We start from the raw sequence: 21146 nt of genomic DNA, 5'->3' as shown, positions 1-21146 counted from the left end.
CTCGTAATCGAGCTGCTCGTGATCGAGCCGTCTTCCACGCTACCCATGTGGGGTCACCCGGCGAAGGGGGTCGGGTAGTGGCTCAGGGTGATCGACGACCGTGAGCCACATCTGCCGGTCAGGGCCGGTTCACGGGCACACCACAGCGTGTGCCCAGCGAGCGATGTCGTCCACCGGCAGTGCCAGCCCGGTACCGGCGCGGGACCGTCGGATGCCCGTGCAGTGCAGGTCGGATGCCGGGGTCGGTTTCGCGATGCTGGAATGATGGGGGCATCACATCCGACAGCGGAAAGGGGCCTGCCCATGACGCAAGCCATCCTGCACACCAATCACGGCGACATCACGATCAACCTGTTCGATGACTTCGCGCCGAACACGGTGAAGAACTTCGTGGAGCTGGCCAACGGCACCAGGGAATTCCTCGACATGACCGACAACCAGCGCAAGACCGAGCCGTACTACGACGGCACGATCTTCCACCGCATCATTGATGGCTTCATGATCCAGGGCGGCGACCGCACCGGCACCGGCCGTGGTGGTCCCGGCTATGAGTTCGCCGACGAGTTCTACCCCGACCTGACCTTCGCCAAGCCCTATCTGCTGGCCATGGCCAATGCGGGCCCGAACACCAACGGCTCACAGTTCTTCATCACCGTGGCCCCCACGCCGCACCTGAACATGCGCCACAGCATCTTCGGTGAGGTCGCCGATGACGCCTCGAAGAAGGTCGTGGACGAGATCGCCAAGGTTCCCACCGCGCGCGGGGATCGTCCGGTGGACGACGTGGTGATCAATTCGGTCGAGATCGCCCAGTGACCGGGGTCGCCCTCTGATCGGGATTGCCCCCTGCAACCGGGGGCGACCCGTGGGGAGCGCGCCGGCAATGGTGCGGCTTCCCACGGGCCCGAGGGCCATCTGAATCGCCGTGGACCATATGGTCCACGGCGATTCCTGTCCCCGGGACGGTGACCCGCTCCTGCGCCGGCCGGCTACAGCGAGAAGGCGGCCTCGAGGTCGTGCTCACTGTAGGCGCGGAAGGCCAGGTGGGTGTCGGTGTCGATCACCCCGGGCACCTTCTTCAGCTGATCGGTGATGGCCGGCGCGATCTCCTCGTAACCGGCCACCCGCACCATGACGACAAGGTCGATGTCGCCGGTCACCGAGTAGACCTCGGTGACGTGCTCCAGGCCGGCGATCTGCTCGGCGACCTCGGAGATGCGGTCGTTGTCGGCATGGACGAAGACAATCGCGGTGATCATGTTCGCATCCTAATGCTGCGGGCTCGGCAGGGGCCGAACGGCATCCGGTGTCGCCGGCCGCATGTGCCGGCTGACCAGCGGAAATGTCGGGCTGTGGCCATCTGTGCGCCACATCGGGTCCCGAGCGGTCGTCCACAGGTGGTCTCCGGCATTGCTACTTTCATGAGATTTCTCTAAGATTTCCTTAGATTCGCGCTGTCTTCCGTGGCGAATCGGCCCCGTCGGGGTATTTCGTGAGTGATCACAGCGAGGAAATCGAATGGCGATGAGGGCACGTCACGGCGTCGTCCGGCTTGGTCTGGTCTGTCTCACCGCATTGGCGGTTTTCGGCACGGCAAATGTGTCGGGTCAGGTTGCGGTGATGGCTGAGGGCACTGATGCCGCGGTCAGCAACTCCACCGTCGATGCGGCACAGGCAAAGCTCGATCAGATCAAGTACGACAGCCAACAGGTCGAGGCCGACTACCAGACGTCGGTGAAGAAGCAGCAGGCAGCCCAGGACGCCTACGACCAGGCGACCACCCAGATCGCCGAGGAACAGGCCAAGCTGGACGCCCTGCGGGGCGATGCCGCCCAGATCGCCCTGAGCAACTACCAGGGGGCATCGGTTCCGCAGACCACACGGCTGCTGACCAGCGACGACACCCATGACCTGCTCTCCGAGCTGTCCACCGTGCAGTCGATCAACACCCTGACCGCCGAGAAGATGGCCCGCTACAACGCCGAGAAGTCGCTGCTCGAGTCACTGCGTGAGGAAGCTGTGGCCTCCGTCGACGAGGTGAGGAAGCAGACCGACCAGCAGGCGGCGCTGCTTGCGAAGGCACAGGACCAGACCGCACAGGCCCAGAAGGTGCTTGACGGGTTGACCACCGAGCAGCAGAAGCAGGTGATCGCGGCCCAGGCCACGAAGGTGCAGGTGGGCACATCGGTGTCGAACGGGGCCTCGCGCGACGCCAGCCGCAGTGACCTGGCAGGCATCCGCACCGCCATCGCCAAGCAGAAGGTCTGGCCGGCCTCCGGCGAACTCGTGTCGAGCTTCAGCTCGCGGGTCAATCCCATCGGCGGATATGCCGAATTCCACGACGGGGACGACATCGCCGCGGCGTGCGGCGAACCGGTGCAGGCCGCGTGGGGCGGCACGGTGCTGGCCGCCGGAATGGTCGGCGGCTGGGGCAACCGCGTCGTGATCGACCACGGCAACGGCCTTGCGACCGCCTACAACCACCTGCTGGGGTTCTCGGTGTCGCCCGGACAGCAGGTCAACGTCGGCGACGTCATCGCGCGCGTGGGTTCCACCGGGAACTCCACCGGATGCCATCTGCACTTCCACGTGATCGAGAACGGCATCGCCGTCGACCCGGCCCCGATCTTCGGCAAGTAACCTGCGGGTACCGGCCCCGTTCCGGCTGGTCGGGTTCCATCTGGCGAAACCGCCAGCGTGGTGGTTTTACCGTCCACTTCGGTGGCCAATAGGGTTACAGGGTCAAGGAGGCGGCCGTGTGGTACACCCTGTTCAAATACCTTTTGTTCAGGCCGGGGGTGAAGCTCTTGCTCCACCCGACGCTCCAGGGTGAGCAGAACATCCCCCGACAGGGCGGTGCCGTGCTCGCCAGCAACCACCTGGACATCGCCGACACCCTGGCGCTGCCCGCGCTCATGAGGCGTCGGCTCACCTTTCCCGCCAAGAAGGAGCTCTTCGAGGGGCGGACACTGTGGGGACGCATCGTCGCCTGGTTCCTCACCGCAGTGGGCATGGTGCCGTTGGACCGTTCGGGTGGCCGGGCAAGCGCCAGTGGCCTTGGCCCGATCGATCAGGTGCTCACCGACGGCGGACTGGCCGGCATCTTCCCCGAGGGCACCCGCTCGCCCGATGGATCCCTCTACAAGGGGCATACCGGGGTTGCCCGGATGGCACTCGACATGCAGGTGCCGGTGATCCCGGTCGCCATGGTGAACACGACCGTGAGGCGCAACCGCCTGGGCCTGCCCACGATGCATGACGGACGCATGATCATCGGTAGGCCACTGGACTATTCGCCGTGGCGCCACCAGCGCGACGACGTCAGGGTGTTGCGCTGGATCACCAACGACGTGCTGGCCCATGTGCAGCAGCTGTCCGGCCAGCCCTATGTCGATGTCTACGGCTTCCGCGTGAAATATGGCAACCTGCGCGACGCCGACCTGACGCGCTTCCGCAAGGACAGCCCGACCGCCGGATTGCCGGTGCCACCCACCGACGCCGAGCTGGGCCTGGCAGGGCACGATGAGGCGGGTTCCCCGGCGCCTTCGCCCCGGGGAACCGAATCGGGCCCCGGTGATGACAAGGATGTTCGCGATGAGTGACACTGATCGACCTGATGCCCCCGCAGTGCGTGATGCGCCCAACCATCCGCAACTGCCGGAGTCCAGGCCCCCCACGCTGCGCGGCAGCCTCAGGGCCGCTGCCCGGGCCGCCGGATTCACCCGCGGTCTCTTCCGTGGCACCCGGGAGGCACTGACGGCCCATGTCGAGGGGGTCGAGAACATCCCGGAGGGTGCTGCGATCCTGGCCTGCAACCATCGGCTGCCGTCCGACTTCACACGGCTGGAGGCGTCGGTGGAGCGGCCCGTGCGGCTGGTGGACCTCAACCCGGACGTGCGCGGCCGTGGCAAGCGGGCCCGCGCCATTCCCCTGGAGGGGGCGGCCCCGGGACATCCCGACGCGGTATCGGTGCTGGGGGAGGGCGAATTGGTGGTCGTCTTCCCCGAGGGTGATCCGTCGCCGGACGGACGCCTGCACAGGGGCAACCCCGAGGTCGCCTGGCTGGCCCTGGCCACGCAGGTGCCGGTGGTGCCGGTGGGCATCGAGCTGCCCGAGCGCGAGGGGATGGGTGGACGCACTCTGTCGCGGATGCTCGGCCCGACCATCGCCTTCGGTAAGCCCCTGGACTTCTCACGCTATTGGACCAGCCCGGCCCTGTCCGACGCCCTCGACGGGGTGTTGCTGCGCGGCTGCACCGCCGAGATCATGGCGGCCATCGGGGAACTGTCCGGCCAGCTGTACCAGGACGACACGCCCGCCCAGGCCAAGGAGCTGATCCGCCAACGGCGTCATCGCGAGGCCGAGGAACGCGCCGACAACTACCCCACGCTGTGGGAACAGCGCCGTCGGGCCGCCATCGAGCGCGAACAACTGCGCGTGGAGGACCAGCGCGACCTCGAACGTGCCGCGGCCGAGGCGGCTCGCAATGCACGACGCTATGCCGACGGTGGTGCGGGCGAGCGTCCCCGGCGCTGAGGCCCGTCGGGCCCGCCCCGTGTCGGGTTCTGCGGCCTCCCGGGCCCTGCGATGACGCTCACGGCGGACGCGGGGCGGTGTGTGGCGCCGGCGCATTATCCTTGGGCCCGTGCCCGAACTGTTTCCGTCGTTGTTGAGCCTGCGCGATATGCCCCAGGTGCAGCAGCCGCACTATGCCGACGCCTCCGCCGAGAAGCGCGTCGTCGACAAGTTGCGCTCGCTGCCGCCACTGGTCTTCGCCGGTGAATGTGATGACCTGCGCGACAAGCTCGCCCAGGTGGCCAACGGCAAGGCCTTCTTGCTGCAGGGTGGTGACTGCGCCGAGACCTTTGACGGCGTGCAGGCCAATCCCATCAAGGCCAAGCTGCGCGTGCTGCTTGCCATGAGCGTGGTGCTCACCTATGCCGGGCAGGTGCCGGTGGTCAAGCTCGGCCGCTTGGCCGGCCAGTACGCCAAGCCGCGCTCCAAGGACACCGAGACCCGCGAGGGCGTGACACTGCCCGCCTACCGTGGTGACGCCGTGAACGGCTTTGATTTCACCGCCCAGGCCCGCCACCAGGACCCGGAGCGGCTGCTGCAGATGTACAACGCGTCGGCGGCTACCCTCAACCTGGTACGCGCCTTCGTCAAGGGCGGCTTCGCCGACCTACGCCAGCTCCATGCATGGAATGCCAGCTTCGTCCGCGACTCGCATGTGGAGAAGCGCTACGAGGAGATGGCCGGTGAGATCGAGCGTGCCCTGGGCTTCATGGAGGCCTGTGGCGTCGATGCCGAGACCATGCGCACGGTTGACTTCTACGCCAGCCACGAGGCCCTGCTGCTCGACTACGAGAACGCCATGACGCGTATCGACTCGCGCTCGCAGGAGCCCTACGACACCTCCGGCCACATGGTCTGGATCGGCGAGCGCACCCGCCAACCCGGTGGTGCCCACGTGGAGCTGTTGCGCAGCGTACGCAACCCGCTGGGCGTCAAGCTCGGCCCGACCGCCACCGCCGAGGATGCCCTGGAGATCGCCGATCGGCTCGATCCGGAGCGCATCCCTGGTCGCATCACCTTCATCACCCGGATGGGTGCGGGCAAGGTCCGTGACCTGTTGCCCGCACTGGTCGAGGGGGTCGAGGCCTCCGGCCGCAAGGTCGCCTGGGTCTGTGATCCCATGCACGGCAACACCTTCGAGACAGCTAAGGGCTACAAGACCCGCGAATATGCTGCGGTCGTCGACGAGCTCAACGGCTTCTTCGACGTGCACGAGCAGCTGGGCACCTGGCCCGGCGGGGTGCACGTGGAGCTCACCGGCGACGATGTCACCGAGTGCCTTGGTGGGGCCTTCCAGCTCAGCGAGGAAGACCTCGCCAGCCGCTACGAGACCACCTGCGATCCCCGCTTGAACCGCAACCAGAGCCTCGAGCTGGCCTTCATGATCGCCGAGCGGCTCAATGACTACCGCAACCGCTACGCGGCAGCACCGGTCACTCCTGACTGGAATGCCTGAGCACAGCACCGAACCCGGATAGGCACAGGCATGGGGGAGTCCGCGACGGCGGTCTCTTCCCATGCCTGTCATCACCGGGGCATACTCGTGGGACAGCGCACGCAGGCATAGTGGGGACATGAAGATCACCCGGTTCGGACATTCCTGCGTGCTGGTCGAGGCGGGTGGGGCCCGTGTGCTGATCGACCCCGGCGTCTACTCAAGGGGCTGGGAGTCCATCGCGACGCCCGACGCGGTGTTCATCACGCACCGACATGCCGACCATGCCGATCCGGTCCGGCTGCCCGCCTACCTGGCCGACCGCCCCGACCTGCCCTGCTATGTCGAGCCGGGGGTCAACGAGCAACTCATCGTGCCCACCACCACTGCCATGGCGTCCGGACAGCAGATCATGCTCGGGCAGCTCACCGTCACCGTGGTCGGCGGCCTCCATGCCGTGATCCATCCGGACATCCCCCGGGTCGGCAACTTCGGACTCGTGCTGCGTGCGCCCGGAGAACCCTCGGTCTTCCACCCCGGCGACGCGCTCGACGTGACGCCCGATGACATTGACGTGCTCTGCGTGCCCATGATGGCGCCCTGGGAGAAGGTGTCGCAGACCATCGACTTCGTGCGGGGCGTGGTCCCTCGCCAGATGATCCCGATCCACGACGGGCTGCTCAACGACGACGGCTTCTGGATGATCGCCGGCCACCTGTCGGCCCGCACCACGGCCCAGTTCGTGCCGGTGCGCGATCCTCGTCCGTGGACCGTCACCCGGGGGATCACGCTCTAGCCCGTCCGTGGGTCAGGACACGGCGGCGGGTGGTGGATCGGTGCGGCGTCGCAGTGGGGGAATGCGCACCGCCAGCCAGATGGCACCCATCATGAGCGTGCCGCCGACCACCGTGCGCACGCTCAGGTCCTCCTGCCCGGCGAGCACGGCGAAGACGGCGGCCCACAGCGGTTCGGAGCTCATGATCACCGCCGCCCGACTCGCCTCCATGCGTGCCTGGCCCCATGCCTGCAGGAACAGGGTGAGGGCGCCGCACAACACACCCAGGTAGATCAGGGCGCCCCATTGGACGGTTCCACGGGGCATCGTGATGCCACCCGGAGCCGCCACCGCCAACGACCAGACGGCCACCGTGGCCGTCTGCACGATCGCCAGGCTCATCACCCGCTGCTGGGCGATGAACATGTCGGTGAGCACGATGTGCGCGGCGAAGCCGACGGCTGCGGCGATGGACAACAGCTCGCCCAGGCCCAGCCCCCCGGCCGCCCCCGGCGCCAGCGTCAGCACGCCCAGTGCGGCCGTGGCCAGGCCGACCGAGATCCACACCCGGGGCGGGGGATTGCGTCGCAGGATCAGCGCCACCATCACGGCGGTGAAGACCGCGTACATGCCGGTGAGGAAACCCGACACCGATGCGGAGGTGCGCACGATCCCGAACATCAGGAACAACTGGGCGATCCCGTAGGCCGTGCCCATCGCGATGCCCTGCAACAGGGTGCGACGGCTCATCCGCAGGGCCCGGGGGGCCACCAGGGCCAGCACGATCGCCGACATGGTGAAGCGCACCGCCGTGATGTCTCCCGGTGGCATCATGCCCACCAGGGCCTTGTTCATGAAATAGCTCGAACCCCACAGCATCGCAATCAGCAGCAGGGCCGACGCCGCCGGCAGGCTGGAAGGGCGGCGGGCCGCCGGATGCTCGGGGGCAGAACTCACAGGGTCAATCTACGCAGGTCGCGGCGGCGTCCGGGAACATGTCCTCAGATGATGAAGATCTTCACCGTGGTGCCCTTGGGCAGCTTGGCACCCGGATCGGGGTCGGTGCGTTGCACCCGACCCAGGCGAATGCGGGCGTCGGGATCGACCATCACCTCGTCGACGTGGAAGCCCGCGGCCTCCAACACCTTGTGGGCGTCGGCGGTTGAGCGGACACGCACATCGGGCACGTCCGTGGGGGCGCCCCCATCGGAGACGACGACCTTGACGGTGTCGCCGGGCCTGAGCTCACCGTCGGCGGGATCCTGCGAGATCACCGACCCCGAGGCCACCGCATCAGAATGCTGCGTGCTGACGTCGGCCTTCAACCCCAGGGCGTCCAACGCGGCCGTGGCGTCATCGCGGGTCTTGCCGCTCAGCCCCGGCACCCTCACCGGAGCCGGACCCCTGGAGACCGTGAGGTCGACCGTCGCGTCGTGGCGCACCTGGGATCCCGGTGAGGCGCTGGCTCCGCTGACGATTCCCTCGGCGTGGTCGGCGTCATAGTCCTGCCGGATCGTGCCGACCCTCAGATGGGCATCGGCCAGGGCCCTGGTGGCCGCATCCTTGTCCAGCCCCACCACGGTGGGCATGGGATAGCTCTGCGGCCCCTGCGAGATCACCGCGTGCAGTTCGTCCTTGCGCACCATGCGTGAACCGGCCTCGGGGGTCGTGCGCACCACGTCGCCGGCCGGCACCGCGTCGTCGTAGTCCTCGGAGAAGCTGATCGTCACGCCGACCTTCTGGGCAGCGCCCTGGGCCACGGTGCGGTTCATGCCGATGACTGCCGGTGCGCTGACATAGCGTCCGCTGGCCAGCCACCACGACAGGCACCCGACGCCCAGGGCGATGAGGATCACCAGCACGGTGGCCACGATTCCGCGCCGACGACGGTGCACCGGGTCGTTGACCAGTTCAGGGAAGCGCGGAGTGCGACCACTGCGCGGCAGCTGGGCATCCGGATCGGCCGCCAGGCGGGCGCGGAAATCGACCGGACTCACCGGCGTGCGTGGCCCGGAGCCTGCCGACATGGCACGCCAGCCGGCTGTCATGGGACGCACCGGGTCGGCCGTGGAGCGTGCCGTGCGGGGTGTGGGCGGGGCACTGGGCGACGCCTGCCGGGCCGCCAGCACGTCGATGCCACCCGAATTGGTGACGGAGCTCGTGGTGGAGGCCCCCATCGTGGCCGTCAGGCGCGGGGCCGGGACCGTTGCGGCAGGGCCCGTCGCGGCGCCGGCCAGCTGCTGGCCCGCCATGTGCTGGGCCGGCAGGGCGGCCTGGCGGGTCGCCACCGGTTCGGTGTGCACGACATCAACCCGGGCGGTGGGTGAACCACTCCAGACCTGTGACGAACGGAACGCGGCAGGATTCATGATGGCCGACAGCGAGGGGTCATTGCCCACGCCGGCCGCAAGCGCCATGCGGGCGCGCCGCAGCCGGGCCAGCAGGTCGATGCCATCGCGGGGCCGTTGGTCGGGCTCGCGGCGGGTGCAGGCCACGGTCAGCGCGTCGATGTAGTCGGGCACCGGGGCATGGTTCGTGCGCCGCAGGGTGACCGAGGGCGGGGGCACCGCCTTGTTCACGTGTGCATAGGCCACCTGGATGGGCGTGTCACCCGCATAGGGCTTCTCCCCGGTGAGCAGCTCGTAGAGCACCACGCCGGTGGAATAGATGTCGGAGCGCGCGTCGGCATGGCCGTTGGTGACCAGCTCGGGGGGCAGATAGCTGACGGTGCCGATCACCAGTCCGTGTGCCGCGGTGACGGTTTGGGCGGTGACCGCCCGGGCGAGGCCGAAATCGGCCACCTTCACCTGCCCGTGCGGGCCGATCAGCACGTTCTCGGGCTTCACATCACGGTGCACCAGCCCGGATTCGTGGGCGGCCGCCAGGGCCGCCACGACGGGCTCAATGAGTTCCAGGGCCCGGGCCGGGCTGAAGGGCGCCTCGCGGGTGATCAGATTGCGCAGCGTGCAACCCTCAACGAATTCCATGACGATATAGGGGCGGCCGTGGTCACGTCCCTGGTCGAAGACACCCACCACATGGGGATCTGACAGCCGTGCGACGGCGCGGGCCTCACGATCGAACTTGCGGGCGAAGTCGGCGTCATCGCCGAGGCCCTCATGCATCACCTTGACTGCAACGACGCGACCCAGTCGGCGATCCCGGGCACGGTAAACGGTAGCCATGCCGCCACGCGCGAGTTTCCTCACGATCTCGTAGCGGCCCGCTAGCACGTCACCCACCAAGGGGTCACTCGTGCTGTCTCTCGTCACAGAAATGCTCCAAACACGGTCGGGGGAAGTAGGCCGTGTCAGCCCGGTTACATAGTAGGCGTCCTGATCGTCGGGGGTGAACCCGAATCAGTGCCGGACGGCGATTCGCGCGGTGGGCCCCGGTCAGAACTGGCGGTCGACCGCAGCATGGACCAACGATTCCAAGGCGGTTCGTCCCTCGTCGGTGATCTGCAGACCGGACAATCCCCGCAGTGCGGCGGCGGAATCGCGGTCGATCCGAGCGTTGAGACGGCTCACGGCGCCGCTGCCCCGCAGGATCTCCCGGGCCTCGTCCAATTCCGGGTCGGACAGGGGTCGGCCCAGGTAATCGGCGAGTTGGGGTTGGTCGTACAGCGCATCGACCACCAGGACGGTGCGCTTGTTCTCGCGCAGGTCGTCGCCGGCCGGCTTGCCGGTGAGCTCCTCGTCGCCGAAGACCCCCAGCAGGTCGTCGCGGAACTGGAAGGCCCGGCCCACTGCCGAGCCCACGTGCGCCAGGCCATCGAGCAGCTGCGCCGGGGCGCCGGCCAGGGCGGCACCGAACTGCAGCGGACGGATCACGGTGTAGCGGGCGGTCTTGTACTCCACCACCTGTTCGGCAGTGGCCAGGCCAGCACCGCCTGCCAGGCCGCCCTCGGCGGCCAGGTCGAGGAATTGGCCGACATTGACGTCGGTACGCACCGCGTCGAGCACCCAGCGCGCCCGGGCGAAGGCTGCGGGGTCCAGTCCAGCGGTGGCGAAGCGCTGTGTCGACCACGCGGCGAGCAGATCGCCGAGCAGGATGGCCCCGGCCCGTCCGAAGGCTGCGGGATCGCCGACGCCACCACGGCGGCGATGCAGTTCCTCCAGCTGGCGGTGGGCCGCCGGCATGCCGCGTCGGGTGTCGGAGTCGTCGATGAGGTCGTCGTGCACCAGCGCCGCAACGTGCAGCAACTCGAAGCCGGCCGTGGCATCAAGCAGGGCCGTGGGATCGGCCGGTGCGCCGCCGGCCGCCACATGGCCCCAGAAGCAGAACGCCGGACGAAGTCGCTTGCCCCCGGCCGTGAAGCGACGTGCCAGGCCCACCAGCTCGGACATCAGCGGCGAAACCGGCGCCAATTCTTCATCGATCTGGTCAAGGAACAAGCCGACCCGGGCACCGACGGCATCACGGAATGCGGGACCGGCGGGGTCGGTGGGATCGAAGGCAGGCATGGACACGCCCGGAAGCCTAGTGGGCGGCTGGATACGCTGACCAACGTGCTGGACAACTATCGACCCGCTGACCTCGCCCCCGCCCGACGGAGCAACACCGACACCACGCAGACGATTGCCGAGTTGCTGGCGCGGGCCGAGCGACCCACCTTCAGCGTTGAGTTCTTTCCCCCCAAGACCGATGAGGGCGCCCGGGTGTTGCACGAGGCCATCGAGAAGCTCGAGCCCTGGAACCCCGATTTCGTCTCGGTGACCTATGGCGCCAACGGATCACTGCGTGATCGCACCCTGGCCGCCGTCCGCGACATGGTGGCGTCCACCAAGCTGAGGGTCGTGGGACACCTCACCTGCACCGGGCAGAGCGTGGACGAGCTCAAGTCGGTGATCGACGCCTACGGCGACCTGGGCGTGCACCACATCCTGGCCGTGCGGGGCGACATGCCCGGCGGGCCCCGCCAGCCCTGGGAGCCACATCCCCAGGGGCTGAAGAATGCCACCGAGCTGGTCGAGTTGGTGAAGAGCCGCGGCGACTACTGCGTGGGTGTGGGGGCCTTCCCCGACATCCATCCCGGATCGACCCCCGAGCAGGATGTGCGCGTGCTGCACGACAAGCAGGACGCCGGGGCCGAGTTCGCCATCACCCAGCTGTTCTTCCGCCCGAGTGCCTATTACGACCTGATCGACCGGATGCGCGCCGATGGCTGCACCCTGCCGGTGATCGCGGGCATGATGCCGGTGACGGCCATCAGCCAGCTCGACAAGTTCGCCGAGCTGTCCGGGGTGCCGCTGCCCGCCAGCGTCACGGAGCGGCTGATGGCCGTGGCCAATGATCCGCTGGCCGTGCGCGCCACCGGTGCCCAGATCTGCGCCGAGCTGGCCTCGGACCTGTTGGAGCGCGGCGCGCCCGGCCTGCAGTTCTTCACCCGGAACCGCTCGGCGGCTACCCGAGAGATTCTCGCCATTCTCCTGGCACGCCGCCCGTGGTGACGTCCAGGGTGATCAGGCGTTGCGTCGGGCGGGTCAGCGCCACATAGAGCACCCGGGGACCACCGGGTGCCTCGGCAATGATCTGGTCGGGATTGATCACCAGCGCCGCGTCATATTCCAGGCCCTTGGCCTGCAGCGCGGTGACCACCAACACCCGATCCGAACCCGGATCGAAGGTGCGTACCTCCTCGACCGCCGAGGGCGGCACGATGACGCCGATGGTTCCCTCCACCTGGCCCAGCAGGCGCTCGATGAGCGCGCGCACCGTCATGTCGAGGTCCTCCGGCGTGGTGGCCGCGAGCTCCGGCTCGATACCGGTGCTCCGCACCGCATTGGGCAGGTCCGCCTCGGGCAGGTAGGTGCGGATGAAGCGTCCGGCCAGGTTCATGACCTCTGCCGGCGAGCGGTAGTTCGTCGCCAGTCGGAAGGTGCGGTGGGGCGCCCGTCCGATCAGTTCCCGCATGGCGCGGTCGGTCTGGGCCGCCTCCGGGTAGGAACTCTGGGCCGGGTCGCCGACGATCGTCCAGCTCGCCTGTGGCCCGCGACGCCGGATCATCCGCCATTGCATGGGGGTGATGTCCTGTGCCTCATCCACGAGTACGTGCGAGTAGTTCTGCAGCAGCTCGTCGTCCTCGGTGTCGCGCTGGTCCGACAACAGGTCAGCGGTGGTCACCAGCTCCTCCTTCGTCGAGTCGAGGAAGAGGTCGGGCTCGGTGCTGGCGGGCTCGGGCAGCGGGCCGAGGATCATCGCCAGCTCATCGAGCAGCGGGATATCGCTGACCGACCACTGCGGATGGGCCATGCCGGCGGCGGGGACGTATCCGCGGGACTGCGACAGGGACTCCGACAGCACGGCCTGCTGATCGGCATCCAGCAGCCCGTGGGAGACCTTCGCGGCCAGCGTCGGCTCAGCCAGACGGGCCAGCACCTGCTCGGCGTCCAGGGGTGGCCACCATGCGTTGACGAACATCTGCCAACTGGCCTGGGTGGTCACCTTGTCGTCGAACTCGTCGCGCTCCACATCCTTGGCCAGGGCCGGCGGCAGCTTGGCATACAGCGCGCCGAGCAGTGCCTGCTCGGCGATGTGGCGGGCCTCGTTGAGCTTGTTGTTCGCCAGGATCTTGTTGCGCATTGCGGCCAGCGCCTTGGCGTCGAGGGTGAGGATCTCACCGGAGAAGGTGACCCGCAGCTGCTGGGCGCCCTGCGCCACCAGGGGTTCGTTGACGAGTCGGCGCAACAGCCTGCTCATCACCAGGGAGCCCTTGAGGATCGTGGCCTCGGCGCTGTCCTGACGATCGGAGCCCAGCCCCAGCACGTCGTCGGCGACCCGGCCGACGCTGCGCAGCGTCACGGCGTCCTCGCCCAGGCCGGGCAGCACCCGCTCGATGTAGTTCATGAACACATCGGAGGGGCCGACCACCAGGACGCCGCCGCGTTCCAGGCGCTTGCGATGGGTGTAGAGCAGGTAGGCGGCCCGGTGCAGTGCCACCACCGTCTTGCCGGTGCCGGGGCCGCCGGCAATCGTCGTGACCCCCTGGTAGGGGGCACGGATCGCCTCGTCCTGTTCGGCCTGGATGGTGGCCACGATGCTGCGCATGTGCTGGCCGCGGGCACGGCCGAGGGCGGCCATCAGGGCACCCTCGCCGATGACGACCAGGTCGGTGTCGGCCTCGGTGTCGAGGAGATCGTCCTCGATGCCGATCACCTTGTCGTCGCGGCAGCGCAGGACGCGTCGACGCACCACGCCCATCGGGTTGTTCGGGGTCGCCCGGTAGAAGGCCTCGGCCGCCGGTGCGCGCCAGTCGATGACCAGTGGCTCGTAGTCCTCGTCGCGCACGCCGAGCCGTCCGATGTAGCGGGTCTCCTTGTCGAGCAGCAGGTCGAGGCGTCCGAAGACCAGCCCCTCATGCTCCTCGTCGAGGATCGCCAGTCGTCGTGAGGCCTGGTAGGCGAAGGCGTCGCGCTCGAACAGTGCGGTGCTGTCCTCCTCGCGCAGCCAATCAGCACGATCGCTGGTGAAGCGGGCACGGCTTTCCGCCTCGACATTGCGGGCCTCCGCCATGGCCGCCTCGAGGCGTTCATAGACGTGGTCAACATGGCGCTGTTCGAGCTCCAGCTCGTGCTCCAGAATGTCGGCGTCGTCGTGTGGTGCAGATTCAGTCACAGTGTCTCAGTCCTGTCCACGGGTCGATCAACTTTACTCCGCGTGGCCCGTGGCACACCCGGCTCGTCCACAAGCCGGGTGTGTCGCAGGTGGCGGGTCCACAGGTAATGGCCATCTATCGAATGGGTGTTCGAATATGTGCTAGCTTTCAAGTCCCGGTTCATCGACGGGGAAGCGCTTGATGAGCGGATCGGATCGGGGAAGGGGCATGCCATGCGCAGCTACGAGAGGGCAATCATCTGTGAGCCGGTGCATGGCACGCCGCACCGCTTCGTCTGGCGCTCCCGGCTCTGGCGGGTCAGCGAGGTGCAGCGCAGCTGGGTGGAGGCGGTTCCCTGGTGGACCAACCCCGATGGGGTGGGCGGCCCGGAGGGGGAGCGATTCGGCACGGGCCTGCCCGCCGACGAGGCCTGGTGGCGCGCAGAGGGTGACGACTGGGCAAGTCCCGCCGAACCATCCCGGGCCCCAGTCCCCAGCTCGCCGGCCCACGGGCTCCGGCGGGGTGCCCGGCAGCGCACGGTCTGGCGGGTGGTGGCCAGCTCGGGCGACCGTCAGGGGGTCTACGACCTGGCATCCTGCGAGGGGGAATGGTCCCTCATCGCAGCAGTGGACTGAGGGGCACCCCCATGAGTCGAAGGACAGTCGGCAGGTCAGGCGGGGAGGAACGGCCCCGCCTCCCCGATCGTCGGGGTCCGGACGGCATGCCTGCCTTCGTGCACCTGCGCGTCGCCTCGTCATATTCGCTGCAGTACGGGGCCAGTCATCCCGAGGAACTCGTGGCGGGCGCCGCTGCGGCAGGCATGACCATGCTGGGCCTCACCGATCGCGATGGGCTCTATGGTGCGGTCCGCTTCGTGCAGGCCTGCCAGCAGGCGAATATCTCGCCCATCGTGGGAGTCGACCTGGCCGTGGAGCTCTGCGGTGTGCCCGATGGTGCACGCCGCGTGCGGCCCGTGCCGGTGAAGGGCGGCTCGCTACGGGACGAGGGCCTGCCGCGCGTGGTCGTGCTCGCCCGGTCGAAGGCCGGCTGGGCCGCGCTGTGTCGGCTGGTGACCGGAGCCCATCAGGCACCGGACCGGGCTCGTCCGGTCGCCACCGGCCAGCTGTTCGGTCAGTGGGCCGGTGACGGTGGGTTGTCGGTGCTGTTGGGTCCGGATTCGTCACTGGGCAGGGCCCTGGCCAACCATGACGACCATGGTGCTGACCGGGAGCTCGCCCGGTGGCGGCAGGTGGTCCCCGACAACAGGATCGCCCTTGCGGTGAGCGACCACCTGGGGCGTGACGGGGAGGCCTCGTTGCCGCAGGCGGTGGCCATGGTGAGGTTCGCCGACCGTCACCGACTGGAGTGCGTGCTCACCAACCAGGTGCGCATGGCCAGGGCTGATCAGGCGCCGGTCTGCGATGTGCTCGATGCGGCCCGGCTGCTCCAACCGCTCACCATGGGGCGCCTGGGGCTTGGTACCGGAGAGGGGTGGCTCAAGCCGTCCGGGCAGATGGCGGCGGTGGCAGCGCGCATCAGCGACGGTGCCGGCCGTGATGACCGGGGGCGTCGCCTGCTGGCGGACACCAGGGTCCTGGCCGAGGAATGCGTGCTCGATCCGAAGCGCGATATCGGGCTGGGCGAGATCCACCTGCCCGGTGTTCCCGACGCGAGCCGACGCCTGCGGGAGCGTTGCCTGGCCGGACTGCCACGGCGCTATCGAGGGAACACGACCATGGTGGAACAGCGTCTGGATGCCGAGCTCGGTGTGATCGAGGGCTGCAACATGGCCTCCTATTTCCTCACCGTGGCCGGAGTGGTCGACATGGTGCGCGGTGCGGGGCTGCGGTGCACGGCGCGTGGGTCGGGTGCGGGGAGCCTGGTCAACCATCTGCTCGGGATCTCGGGGGTCGACCCGATGCGCTACGGCCTGCTCATGGAGCGTTTCCTGTCCGCCGAGCGCGACAAGTTGCCCGATATTGACCTCGACGTGGAATCGGCGCGCCGTACCGACATCTACCGGATGGTGCTCGACCGCTTCGGCGCCGACCAGGTGGCCTGCGTGGCCATGGTGGAGACCTATCGGGCACGCCATGCCCTCCGCGACGTGGGGGTGGCGCTGAGCGTGCCACCCGGTGAGATCGATGCGATGGCCAAGGCCTTTCCCCATATCCGTGCCGATCAGGTGCGCAATGCCCTGGCGGAGCTGCCGGAGCTGCGGTCGGCGGGTATCAACGAGGAACGCTTCGGGGTGGTGCTTGACCTGGTCGAAGGGCTCGACGGGCTGCCACGGCACCTGGCCCTGCATCCCTGCGGGGTGATCATCAGCGACAAGACCCTCTACGACCGCAGTCCGGTGCAGACCAGTGCCAGTGACTTCCCGATGAGCCAGTACGACAAGGACGATGTGGAGGAGATGGGCCTGCTCAAGCTCGATGTGCTCGGCGTGCGCATGCAATCCGCCATCGCCCATGCCCTTGACGAGATCCGCCACACCGAGGGTCCCGAGGAGGTTCCCGACCTCGAGGAGCTGGAGCCCTTCGACGATCCGGAGGTCTATGAACTGATCGACCACAGCCAGATATTGGGCTGCTTCCAGATCGAATCACCCGGCCAGCGCGAGCTGGTGGGGAAGTTCGCACCCACCTGCTTCAACGACATCATCATCGACATCTCGCTGTTCCGACCCGGTCCGGTGAAGGCCGACATGGTCTCGCCCTTCCTCGATGCCCGTGCCGGATGGGTCTCGCCGAGCTATCTGGACGAGCGGTTGCGTCCGATCCTGGCCGAGACCTATGGCGTGATCGTCTTCCACGAGCAGGTGATCCGCATCATCGCGGAGGTCACCGGCAAGGGATTGGGGCGCGCCGATGAGATGCGCCGTGCCCTGGGCAGCATGTCGGCCAAGCCCGCGGTGCAGGAGTGGTTCTTCAAGTACGCCCGACTCAACGGCTATGACCAGGGCCAGGCCACGCGCATCTGGGCGGCCCTGGAGTCATTCGCCTCCTTCGGCTTCTGCAAGGCGCATGCGGCCAGCTTCTCGGTGCCCACCTATCAGTCGGCGTGGCTGAAGAGGCACTGGCCGGCACAGTTCCTGGCGGGCATCCTCACCCACGATCCCGGCATGTATCCCAAGAGGTTGCTGCTCGAGGAGGCCCGGCGCATGAGCATCTCGGTGCTGGGCATCGACGTGAACTCCTGCAGCGGAAGCTTCCATGCCGAGCCGGTGGAGGCCGACCCGCAGATGCCGGCGCCGCCGGCAGGCCTCCCCGATGCCCGGGACTGGGGCATCCGGCTCTCCTTGGCCGACGTGGCCGGCATCACCGACGACATGATCGGATCCATCGTGGCGGGCCAGCCCTACGACGACCTGTCCGATTTCTTCGCCCGCTCCCATGTCAGTGCCCCCGTGGCCGAGAACCTGATCATGGTGGGTGGCCTGGATTCGCTCTACGGCATTGACCCTGACCGCCCCTCCGGTGCCGGACGGGTGACGCGGCGCGACCTGTTGCTCACCCTGGGCGACCTGGTGCGTGATGCCCGGGCCGGACGGCGTGCCCATGGCGCCGCAACCAGCCTCCAGGGAACCTTCGATTTCGCGGCGGCCGGTGACGTCGAGCCCAGCGGCCTGCCCGAGATGTCGCGCGCTGAGCGGACGCAGGCGGAGCTCGCGGTGCTGGGCATGGACGTGAGTCGCCACATCGTGGAGTTCTACCAGGAGATGCTGCAGGGCCTCGGTTGGGTGCCTGCCGCCCAGCTGCTAGACCACCGCAACCACGAGGAGGTACTGGTCGCGGGGGTCAAGGTTGCCACGCAGACACCCCCGGTGCGCTCGGGGCGCCGGGTGGTCTTCCTGAGCCTCGATGATTCGACCGGTCCCGTCGATGCCACCTTCTTCGAGGACGCCCAGGGCCCCTATGCGTCCACCGTGTTCAGCAACTGGCTGCTCGTGGTGCGTGGTGAGATCCGACGCACCGGCCCCCGTGGCATCTCACTGAACGCCACGGGAGCCTGGGACATGCAGGAACTCCATGCGTTGTACAGCCGGGTGCGTGATGCCTCAGGTCGTGGGGCGGCCCTGGCCGCCGTCCGTGCCCGGCTGGGGGAGCATGCAACCAGCTGGGCGCCACCGGCCGTCCATCGGATGCTCCGCCATCCCAGCGGCTTCCTGCAGTCGCCCTTCGCCGATACCGCCGTGGCCGGGGAATCGCTGATCACCGCCTCGCGCAAGTTGTGGCATGCCAGTCCGGGTAGCTCAGGGGGCTGAACCTGCCATGGTGATCGGGACGGGGCATGCCTGAGATGCCCGATGTGATGCGGGGCCGGGTGATCATGCACGTCGACATGGATGCCTTCTATGCCTCGGTGGAGGCGGCACGCAATCCCCGGCTGCGCACGGTGCCGTTCTGGGTGGGTGGCGCCGAGCGGGGGGTCGTGTTGAGCGCGAACTACCTTGCCCGCACCTACGGGGTGAGTGGTGGCATGGCTTCCACGCGGGCCCGCCGGTTGTGCCCCGCCGGCGTGGCGGTGCCACCCGACTTCGATCACTACGGGGCCGTCTCGGCGGGGGTCTTCGCCCTGTTCGACCAGATCACCGACCGCGTCGAGGCCGCGAGCATCGATGAGGCCTATCTCGACATCACCGGGTCGCAACGTCGACTCGGCTCTCCCCGCCTGATCGGCGAGAACGTGCGGGCCCGGGTGGCCGATGAGCAGCACATCACCTGCTCGGTGGGCATCGCCCAGGGGCGGGCCCTGGCCAAGCTGGCCAGCAATCGCGTCAAGCCCGATGGCCTGCTCGTGGTTGATCCCGGGGAGGTCGTGGCCCTGTTGCACCCCCTACCGGTGGAGCAGCTGAGCGGGGTCGGCCCCGCCACCGCGTCCACATTGCACAAGCTGGGCCTGTCGACGGTGGGGCAGGTGGCGCATACCCCGGTGTCCACCCTGCGGCGTGCGCTGGGGGCTCGTGCCGGGCAATGGCTGTCCGACCTGTCCTGGGGGCATGATGAATCGTTGGTGGTGGGGCAGGACCGGGAACGCAGCATTGGTTCCCAGACCACCTTTGCCCGTGACACCGATGACCCCGAGCAGGTGGGCACCGAGCTGTTGCGCATGGCGGCACGCACCGCGGGGAGGATGCGGGCCAGTGGCCTGTGTGGCCGCACGGTGGTGCTCGATGTGCGCTTCGCCGACTTCACCACGATCACCCGCAGTGGGACGCTGCGTGATCCCACCGATGTCACCGACGAGATCTATGCCCGGGCGAGGAAGCTGTTCGAGTCCCTGGGCCTGCAACGCGCCCGCATCCGTCGCGTGGGGGTTCGCGTCGAGGGCCTGGTGCCCAGCGACCAGGCCTATCGGCAGCCGGCCCTCGATGAACCCGAGCGGGGCATGCGCCAGGTGGAATTGGCGGCCGATGACGTGGTCTACCGCTTCGGGGCCCATGCGGCGCAGCGCGCCCGACTCACCCGCAGAACGTTGTCCAATCCAGAAAGCGGGTCACCCGGCATTACTTCTGTGGGTGGGACCGCCTAGACTGGACACATCTGTTACTCCTGATGAAGGAGGCGTGTGATGCCCCTGTCGAATGAAGAGCAAAAGACGCTCGAAGAACTCGAAGCATCGCTCCTCGCGGAGGACCCGCGCCTGGCCCATGCCATGGGCTCGTCCCGCACTCCCAAGCGCGCGCATGGTCGCCGTGCCGGGCTTGCCGGGTTGGGCTTCCTGCTGGGTGTCTGCCTGCTGTTGGTTGGCATGCAGACGGTCTGGGTGCTGAGTGTGCTCGGTTTTGTCGTCATGTTTGGCTGCGCGATTCTTGCGTTGGGCTCCTGGCGTCATATGTCCCACGAGCCGAAGGAGAAGGTGCGCCCACCGAAGAGCTCACCCCATCCGTCCAACGATTTCATGACCAAGATGGAAAGCCGCTGGCGTCGTCGCGAGGACGATGGACGACTCTGAGTCCTCCAGCAACTGATCGATAACCAGGACCCCCGGACCATTGGTCCGGGGGTCCTGTGCGTCCGGGCCCACTCCACCGCCGACCGGCGGCCCGGCATTCCGTGGTGGTGGGTCATCCGGGGTCTCGTGGGGGCTGTCCAGCTGTCCAAGTGGGGGAGAGTGGAGTAATGTGGAGCGCAGTGGAGGAGCCGATTCCGATCGGACAGTGAGGGGGGTACCCAGATGTTCCTGGGCACGTACACCCCCAAGCTCGACGAGAAGGGTCGCTTCTTCCTGCCGGCCAAGTTCCGTGATGAACTCGCCCCGGGTCTGGTCATCACGCGATCCCAGGATCGTTGCCTGGCCGTCTACCCGATGGCGACATTCGCCGAGATGACCCAGTCGGTGAGCACTGCTCCGGCGACGCTCAAGCAGGTTCGGGATTTCCAGCGCATGCTGGCAGCCGGGGCCAGCGATGAGATCCCGGACAAGCAAGGGCGAGTCACTGTCCCGCCGGCCCTGCGTTCCTACGCCGGGCTCGACAAGGACATCGTCGTTGTGGGTGCCATCAATCGGGTTGAGGTGTGGGGCTCGACCGCATGGAAGGAATACTCCACCGCCCAGGAGGATGTCTTCGCCCAGATGAACGAGGAGATCCTCTCGGGGGAAGCCGATCGCTGACTGCGGTATGCGGCTTCAGCCCGAGCTGAACCCCCTGGCTCCACTTCCCCGGTGCCAGGTGGTGACATGACTCGGGTTGGGACCGGATGCCGCAGTCTTTGCTTAGGGTCCGGCAGGCGGGTGACGTGGCGACGCGTGGTCCCCTG

General features: G+C 68.0%; 17 protein-coding genes and 1 pseudogene. 12 read left to right on the top strand and 6 right to left on the bottom strand.

Going from position 1 to position 21146, the window contains the following annotated elements; translation table 11 throughout:
* Positions 1 to 303: 303 nt before the first annotated feature.
* The gene (locus RM25_RS07375; RefSeq protein WP_044636249.1) at positions 304 to 816 is read left to right on the top strand and encodes a peptidylprolyl isomerase; all 513 of its coding nucleotides are present in this window, start codon (positions 304 to 306) and stop codon (positions 814 to 816) included.
* Positions 817 to 989: 173 nt separating this feature from the next.
* Here the strand turns inward: RM25_RS07375 and RM25_RS07370 are convergent, their stop codons facing one another.
* Positions 990 to 1259 carry an Lrp/AsnC family transcriptional regulator gene (locus RM25_RS07370; RefSeq protein ID WP_013161441.1) on the bottom strand — a complete coding sequence of 90 codons (270 nt, stop codon included), beginning with the start codon at positions 1257 to 1259 and terminating at the stop codon, positions 990 to 992.
* Positions 1260 to 1620: 361 nt separating this feature from the next.
* Between RM25_RS07370 and RM25_RS11900 the strand changes: the two genes are divergently transcribed.
* The 5 genes from RM25_RS11900 to RM25_RS07345 all read left to right on the top strand — a co-directional run bounded on the left by RM25_RS11900 (position 1621) and on the right by RM25_RS07345 (position 6806).
* Positions 1621 to 2640 carry a M23 family metallopeptidase gene (locus tag RM25_RS11900; RefSeq protein ID WP_055344986.1) on the top strand — a complete coding sequence of 340 codons (1020 nt, stop codon included), beginning with the start codon at positions 1621 to 1623 and terminating at the stop codon, positions 2638 to 2640.
* Positions 2641 to 2756: 116 nt separating this feature from the next.
* Entirely contained in the window at positions 2757 to 3602 is an 846-nt protein-coding gene (locus RM25_RS07360; RefSeq protein WP_044636248.1) for a lysophospholipid acyltransferase family protein, read from the top strand.
* A complete protein-coding gene (locus tag RM25_RS11895; RefSeq protein ID WP_157761557.1) occupies positions 3595 to 4536 on the top strand; it encodes a lysophospholipid acyltransferase family protein in 942 nt (313 codons plus the stop codon). The genes RM25_RS07360 and RM25_RS11895 overlap by 8 nt, the downstream gene beginning before the upstream one ends.
* 148 nt (positions 4537 to 4684) lie before the next feature.
* Complete coding sequence (locus tag RM25_RS07350) at positions 4685 to 6031, top strand: class II 3-deoxy-7-phosphoheptulonate synthase (RefSeq protein WP_230844017.1); 1347 nt, start codon at positions 4685 to 4687, stop codon at positions 6029 to 6031.
* A 118-nt stretch (positions 6032 to 6149) separates the two neighbouring features.
* Positions 6150 to 6806 (top strand): MBL fold metallo-hydrolase, encoded by a 657-nt coding sequence (locus tag RM25_RS07345; protein WP_044636247.1) that lies wholly within the window; start codon positions 6150 to 6152, stop codon positions 6804 to 6806.
* A gap of 12 nt (positions 6807 to 6818) precedes the next feature.
* Here the strand turns inward: RM25_RS07345 and RM25_RS07340 are convergent, their stop codons facing one another.
* The 4 genes and pseudogenes from RM25_RS07340 to RM25_RS07330 all read right to left on the bottom strand — a co-directional run bounded on the left by RM25_RS07340 (position 6819) and on the right by RM25_RS07330 (position 11251).
* On the bottom strand, positions 6819 to 7742 hold the full coding sequence (locus tag RM25_RS07340) for a DMT family transporter (protein ID WP_080774506.1): 924 nt from the start codon (positions 7740 to 7742) through the stop codon (positions 6819 to 6821).
* A 44-nt stretch (positions 7743 to 7786) separates the two neighbouring features.
* Entirely contained in the window at positions 7787 to 8812 is a 1026-nt protein-coding gene (locus RM25_RS13530) for a PASTA domain-containing protein (RefSeq protein WP_257009060.1), read from the bottom strand.
* 216 nt (positions 8813 to 9028) lie between these two features.
* A pseudogene (locus tag RM25_RS13525) lies at positions 9029 to 10057 on the bottom strand (protein kinase domain-containing protein); the annotation flags it as partial.
* A 123-nt stretch (positions 10058 to 10180) separates the two neighbouring features.
* A complete protein-coding gene (locus RM25_RS07330) occupies positions 10181 to 11251 on the bottom strand; it encodes a polyprenyl synthetase family protein (protein ID WP_044636781.1) in 1071 nt (356 codons plus the stop codon).
* 45 nt (positions 11252 to 11296) lie between these two features.
* Here RM25_RS07330 and RM25_RS07325 point away from each other — a divergent pair, with 45 nt between their 5' ends.
* Entirely contained in the window at positions 11297 to 12238 is a 942-nt protein-coding gene (locus RM25_RS07325; protein WP_013161432.1) for a methylenetetrahydrofolate reductase, read from the top strand.
* On the opposite strand, the gene RM25_RS07320 is transcribed toward RM25_RS07325, so the two are convergent.
* Entirely contained in the window at positions 12192 to 14402 is a 2211-nt protein-coding gene (locus RM25_RS07320; protein ID WP_013161431.1) for a HelD family protein, read from the bottom strand. The genes RM25_RS07325 and RM25_RS07320 overlap by 47 nt on opposite strands.
* A 213-nt stretch (positions 14403 to 14615) precedes the next feature.
* On the opposite strand from RM25_RS07320, the gene RM25_RS07315 reads away from it, so the two are divergent.
* From RM25_RS07315 to mraZ, 5 genes are all read left to right on the top strand, one after another.
* A complete protein-coding gene (locus RM25_RS07315) occupies positions 14616 to 15017 on the top strand; it encodes a DUF6504 family protein (RefSeq protein ID WP_060759130.1) in 402 nt (133 codons plus the stop codon).
* A gap of 11 nt (positions 15018 to 15028) precedes the next feature.
* The gene (locus tag RM25_RS07310) at positions 15029 to 18649 is read left to right on the top strand and encodes a DNA polymerase III subunit alpha (protein WP_196488144.1); all 3621 of its coding nucleotides are present in this window, start codon (positions 15029 to 15031) and stop codon (positions 18647 to 18649) included.
* A 26-nt stretch (positions 18650 to 18675) separates the two neighbouring features.
* Entirely contained in the window at positions 18676 to 19917 is a 1242-nt protein-coding gene (gene dinB / locus RM25_RS07305; RefSeq protein ID WP_196482644.1) for a DNA polymerase IV, read from the top strand.
* 39 nt (positions 19918 to 19956) lie between these two features.
* A complete protein-coding gene (locus RM25_RS07300; RefSeq protein ID WP_013161426.1) occupies positions 19957 to 20340 on the top strand; it encodes an SCO2097 family morphological protein in 384 nt (127 codons plus the stop codon).
* A 222-nt stretch (positions 20341 to 20562) separates the two neighbouring features.
* Positions 20563 to 21000, top strand: a complete 438-nt coding sequence (gene mraZ / locus RM25_RS07295) for a division/cell wall cluster transcriptional repressor MraZ (protein WP_013161424.1) — start codon at positions 20563 to 20565, stop codon at positions 20998 to 21000.
* Positions 21001 to 21146: the final 146 nt, after the last annotated feature.

The organism is Propionibacterium freudenreichii subsp. freudenreichii (assembly GCF_000940845.1).
In the GTDB taxonomy this organism is placed as follows: Bacteria; Actinomycetota; Actinomycetes; order Propionibacteriales; family Propionibacteriaceae; genus Propionibacterium; species Propionibacterium freudenreichii.
This window is presented reverse-complemented; position numbering and strand designations above follow the sequence as displayed.

What these genes read in the sequence shown, in the direction of transcription:
- RM25_RS07375 (WP_044636249.1), top strand. Translation starts at nt 304, where the DNA reads ATGACGCAAGCCATCCTGCACACCAATCACGGCGACATCACGATCAAC.
- RM25_RS07370 (WP_013161441.1), bottom strand. Translation starts at nt 1,259, where the DNA reads ATGATCACCGCGATTGTCTTCGTCCATGCCGACAACGACCGCATCTCC.
- RM25_RS07300 (WP_013161426.1), top strand. Translation starts at nt 19,957, where the DNA reads ATGCCCCTGTCGAATGAAGAGCAAAAGACGCTCGAAGAACTCGAAGCA.
- RM25_RS07345 (WP_044636247.1), top strand. Translation starts at nt 6,150, where the DNA reads ATGAAGATCACCCGGTTCGGACATTCCTGCGTGCTGGTCGAGGCGGGT.
- RM25_RS11900 (WP_055344986.1), top strand. Translation starts at nt 1,621, where the DNA reads ATGGCTGAGGGCACTGATGCCGCGGTCAGCAACTCCACCGTCGATGCG.
- RM25_RS07350 (WP_230844017.1), top strand. Translation starts at nt 4,685, where the DNA reads ATGCCCCAGGTGCAGCAGCCGCACTATGCCGACGCCTCCGCCGAGAAG.
- RM25_RS07330 (WP_044636781.1), bottom strand. Translation starts at nt 11,251, where the DNA reads ATGCCTGCCTTCGATCCCACCGACCCCGCCGGTCCCGCATTCCGTGAT.
- dinB (WP_196482644.1), top strand. Translation starts at nt 18,676, where the DNA reads ATGCCTGAGATGCCCGATGTGATGCGGGGCCGGGTGATCATGCACGTC.
- RM25_RS11895 (WP_157761557.1), top strand. Translation starts at nt 3,595, where the DNA reads ATGAGTGACACTGATCGACCTGATGCCCCCGCAGTGCGTGATGCGCCC.
- RM25_RS13530 (WP_257009060.1), bottom strand. Translation starts at nt 8,812, where the DNA reads ATGTCGGCAGGCTCCGGGCCACGCACGCCGGTGAGTCCGGTCGATTTC.
- mraZ (WP_013161424.1), top strand. Translation starts at nt 20,563, where the DNA reads ATGTTCCTGGGCACGTACACCCCCAAGCTCGACGAGAAGGGTCGCTTC.
- RM25_RS07315 (WP_060759130.1), top strand. Translation starts at nt 14,616, where the DNA reads ATGCGCAGCTACGAGAGGGCAATCATCTGTGAGCCGGTGCATGGCACG.
- RM25_RS07310 (WP_196488144.1), top strand. Translation starts at nt 15,029, where the DNA reads ATGAGTCGAAGGACAGTCGGCAGGTCAGGCGGGGAGGAACGGCCCCGC.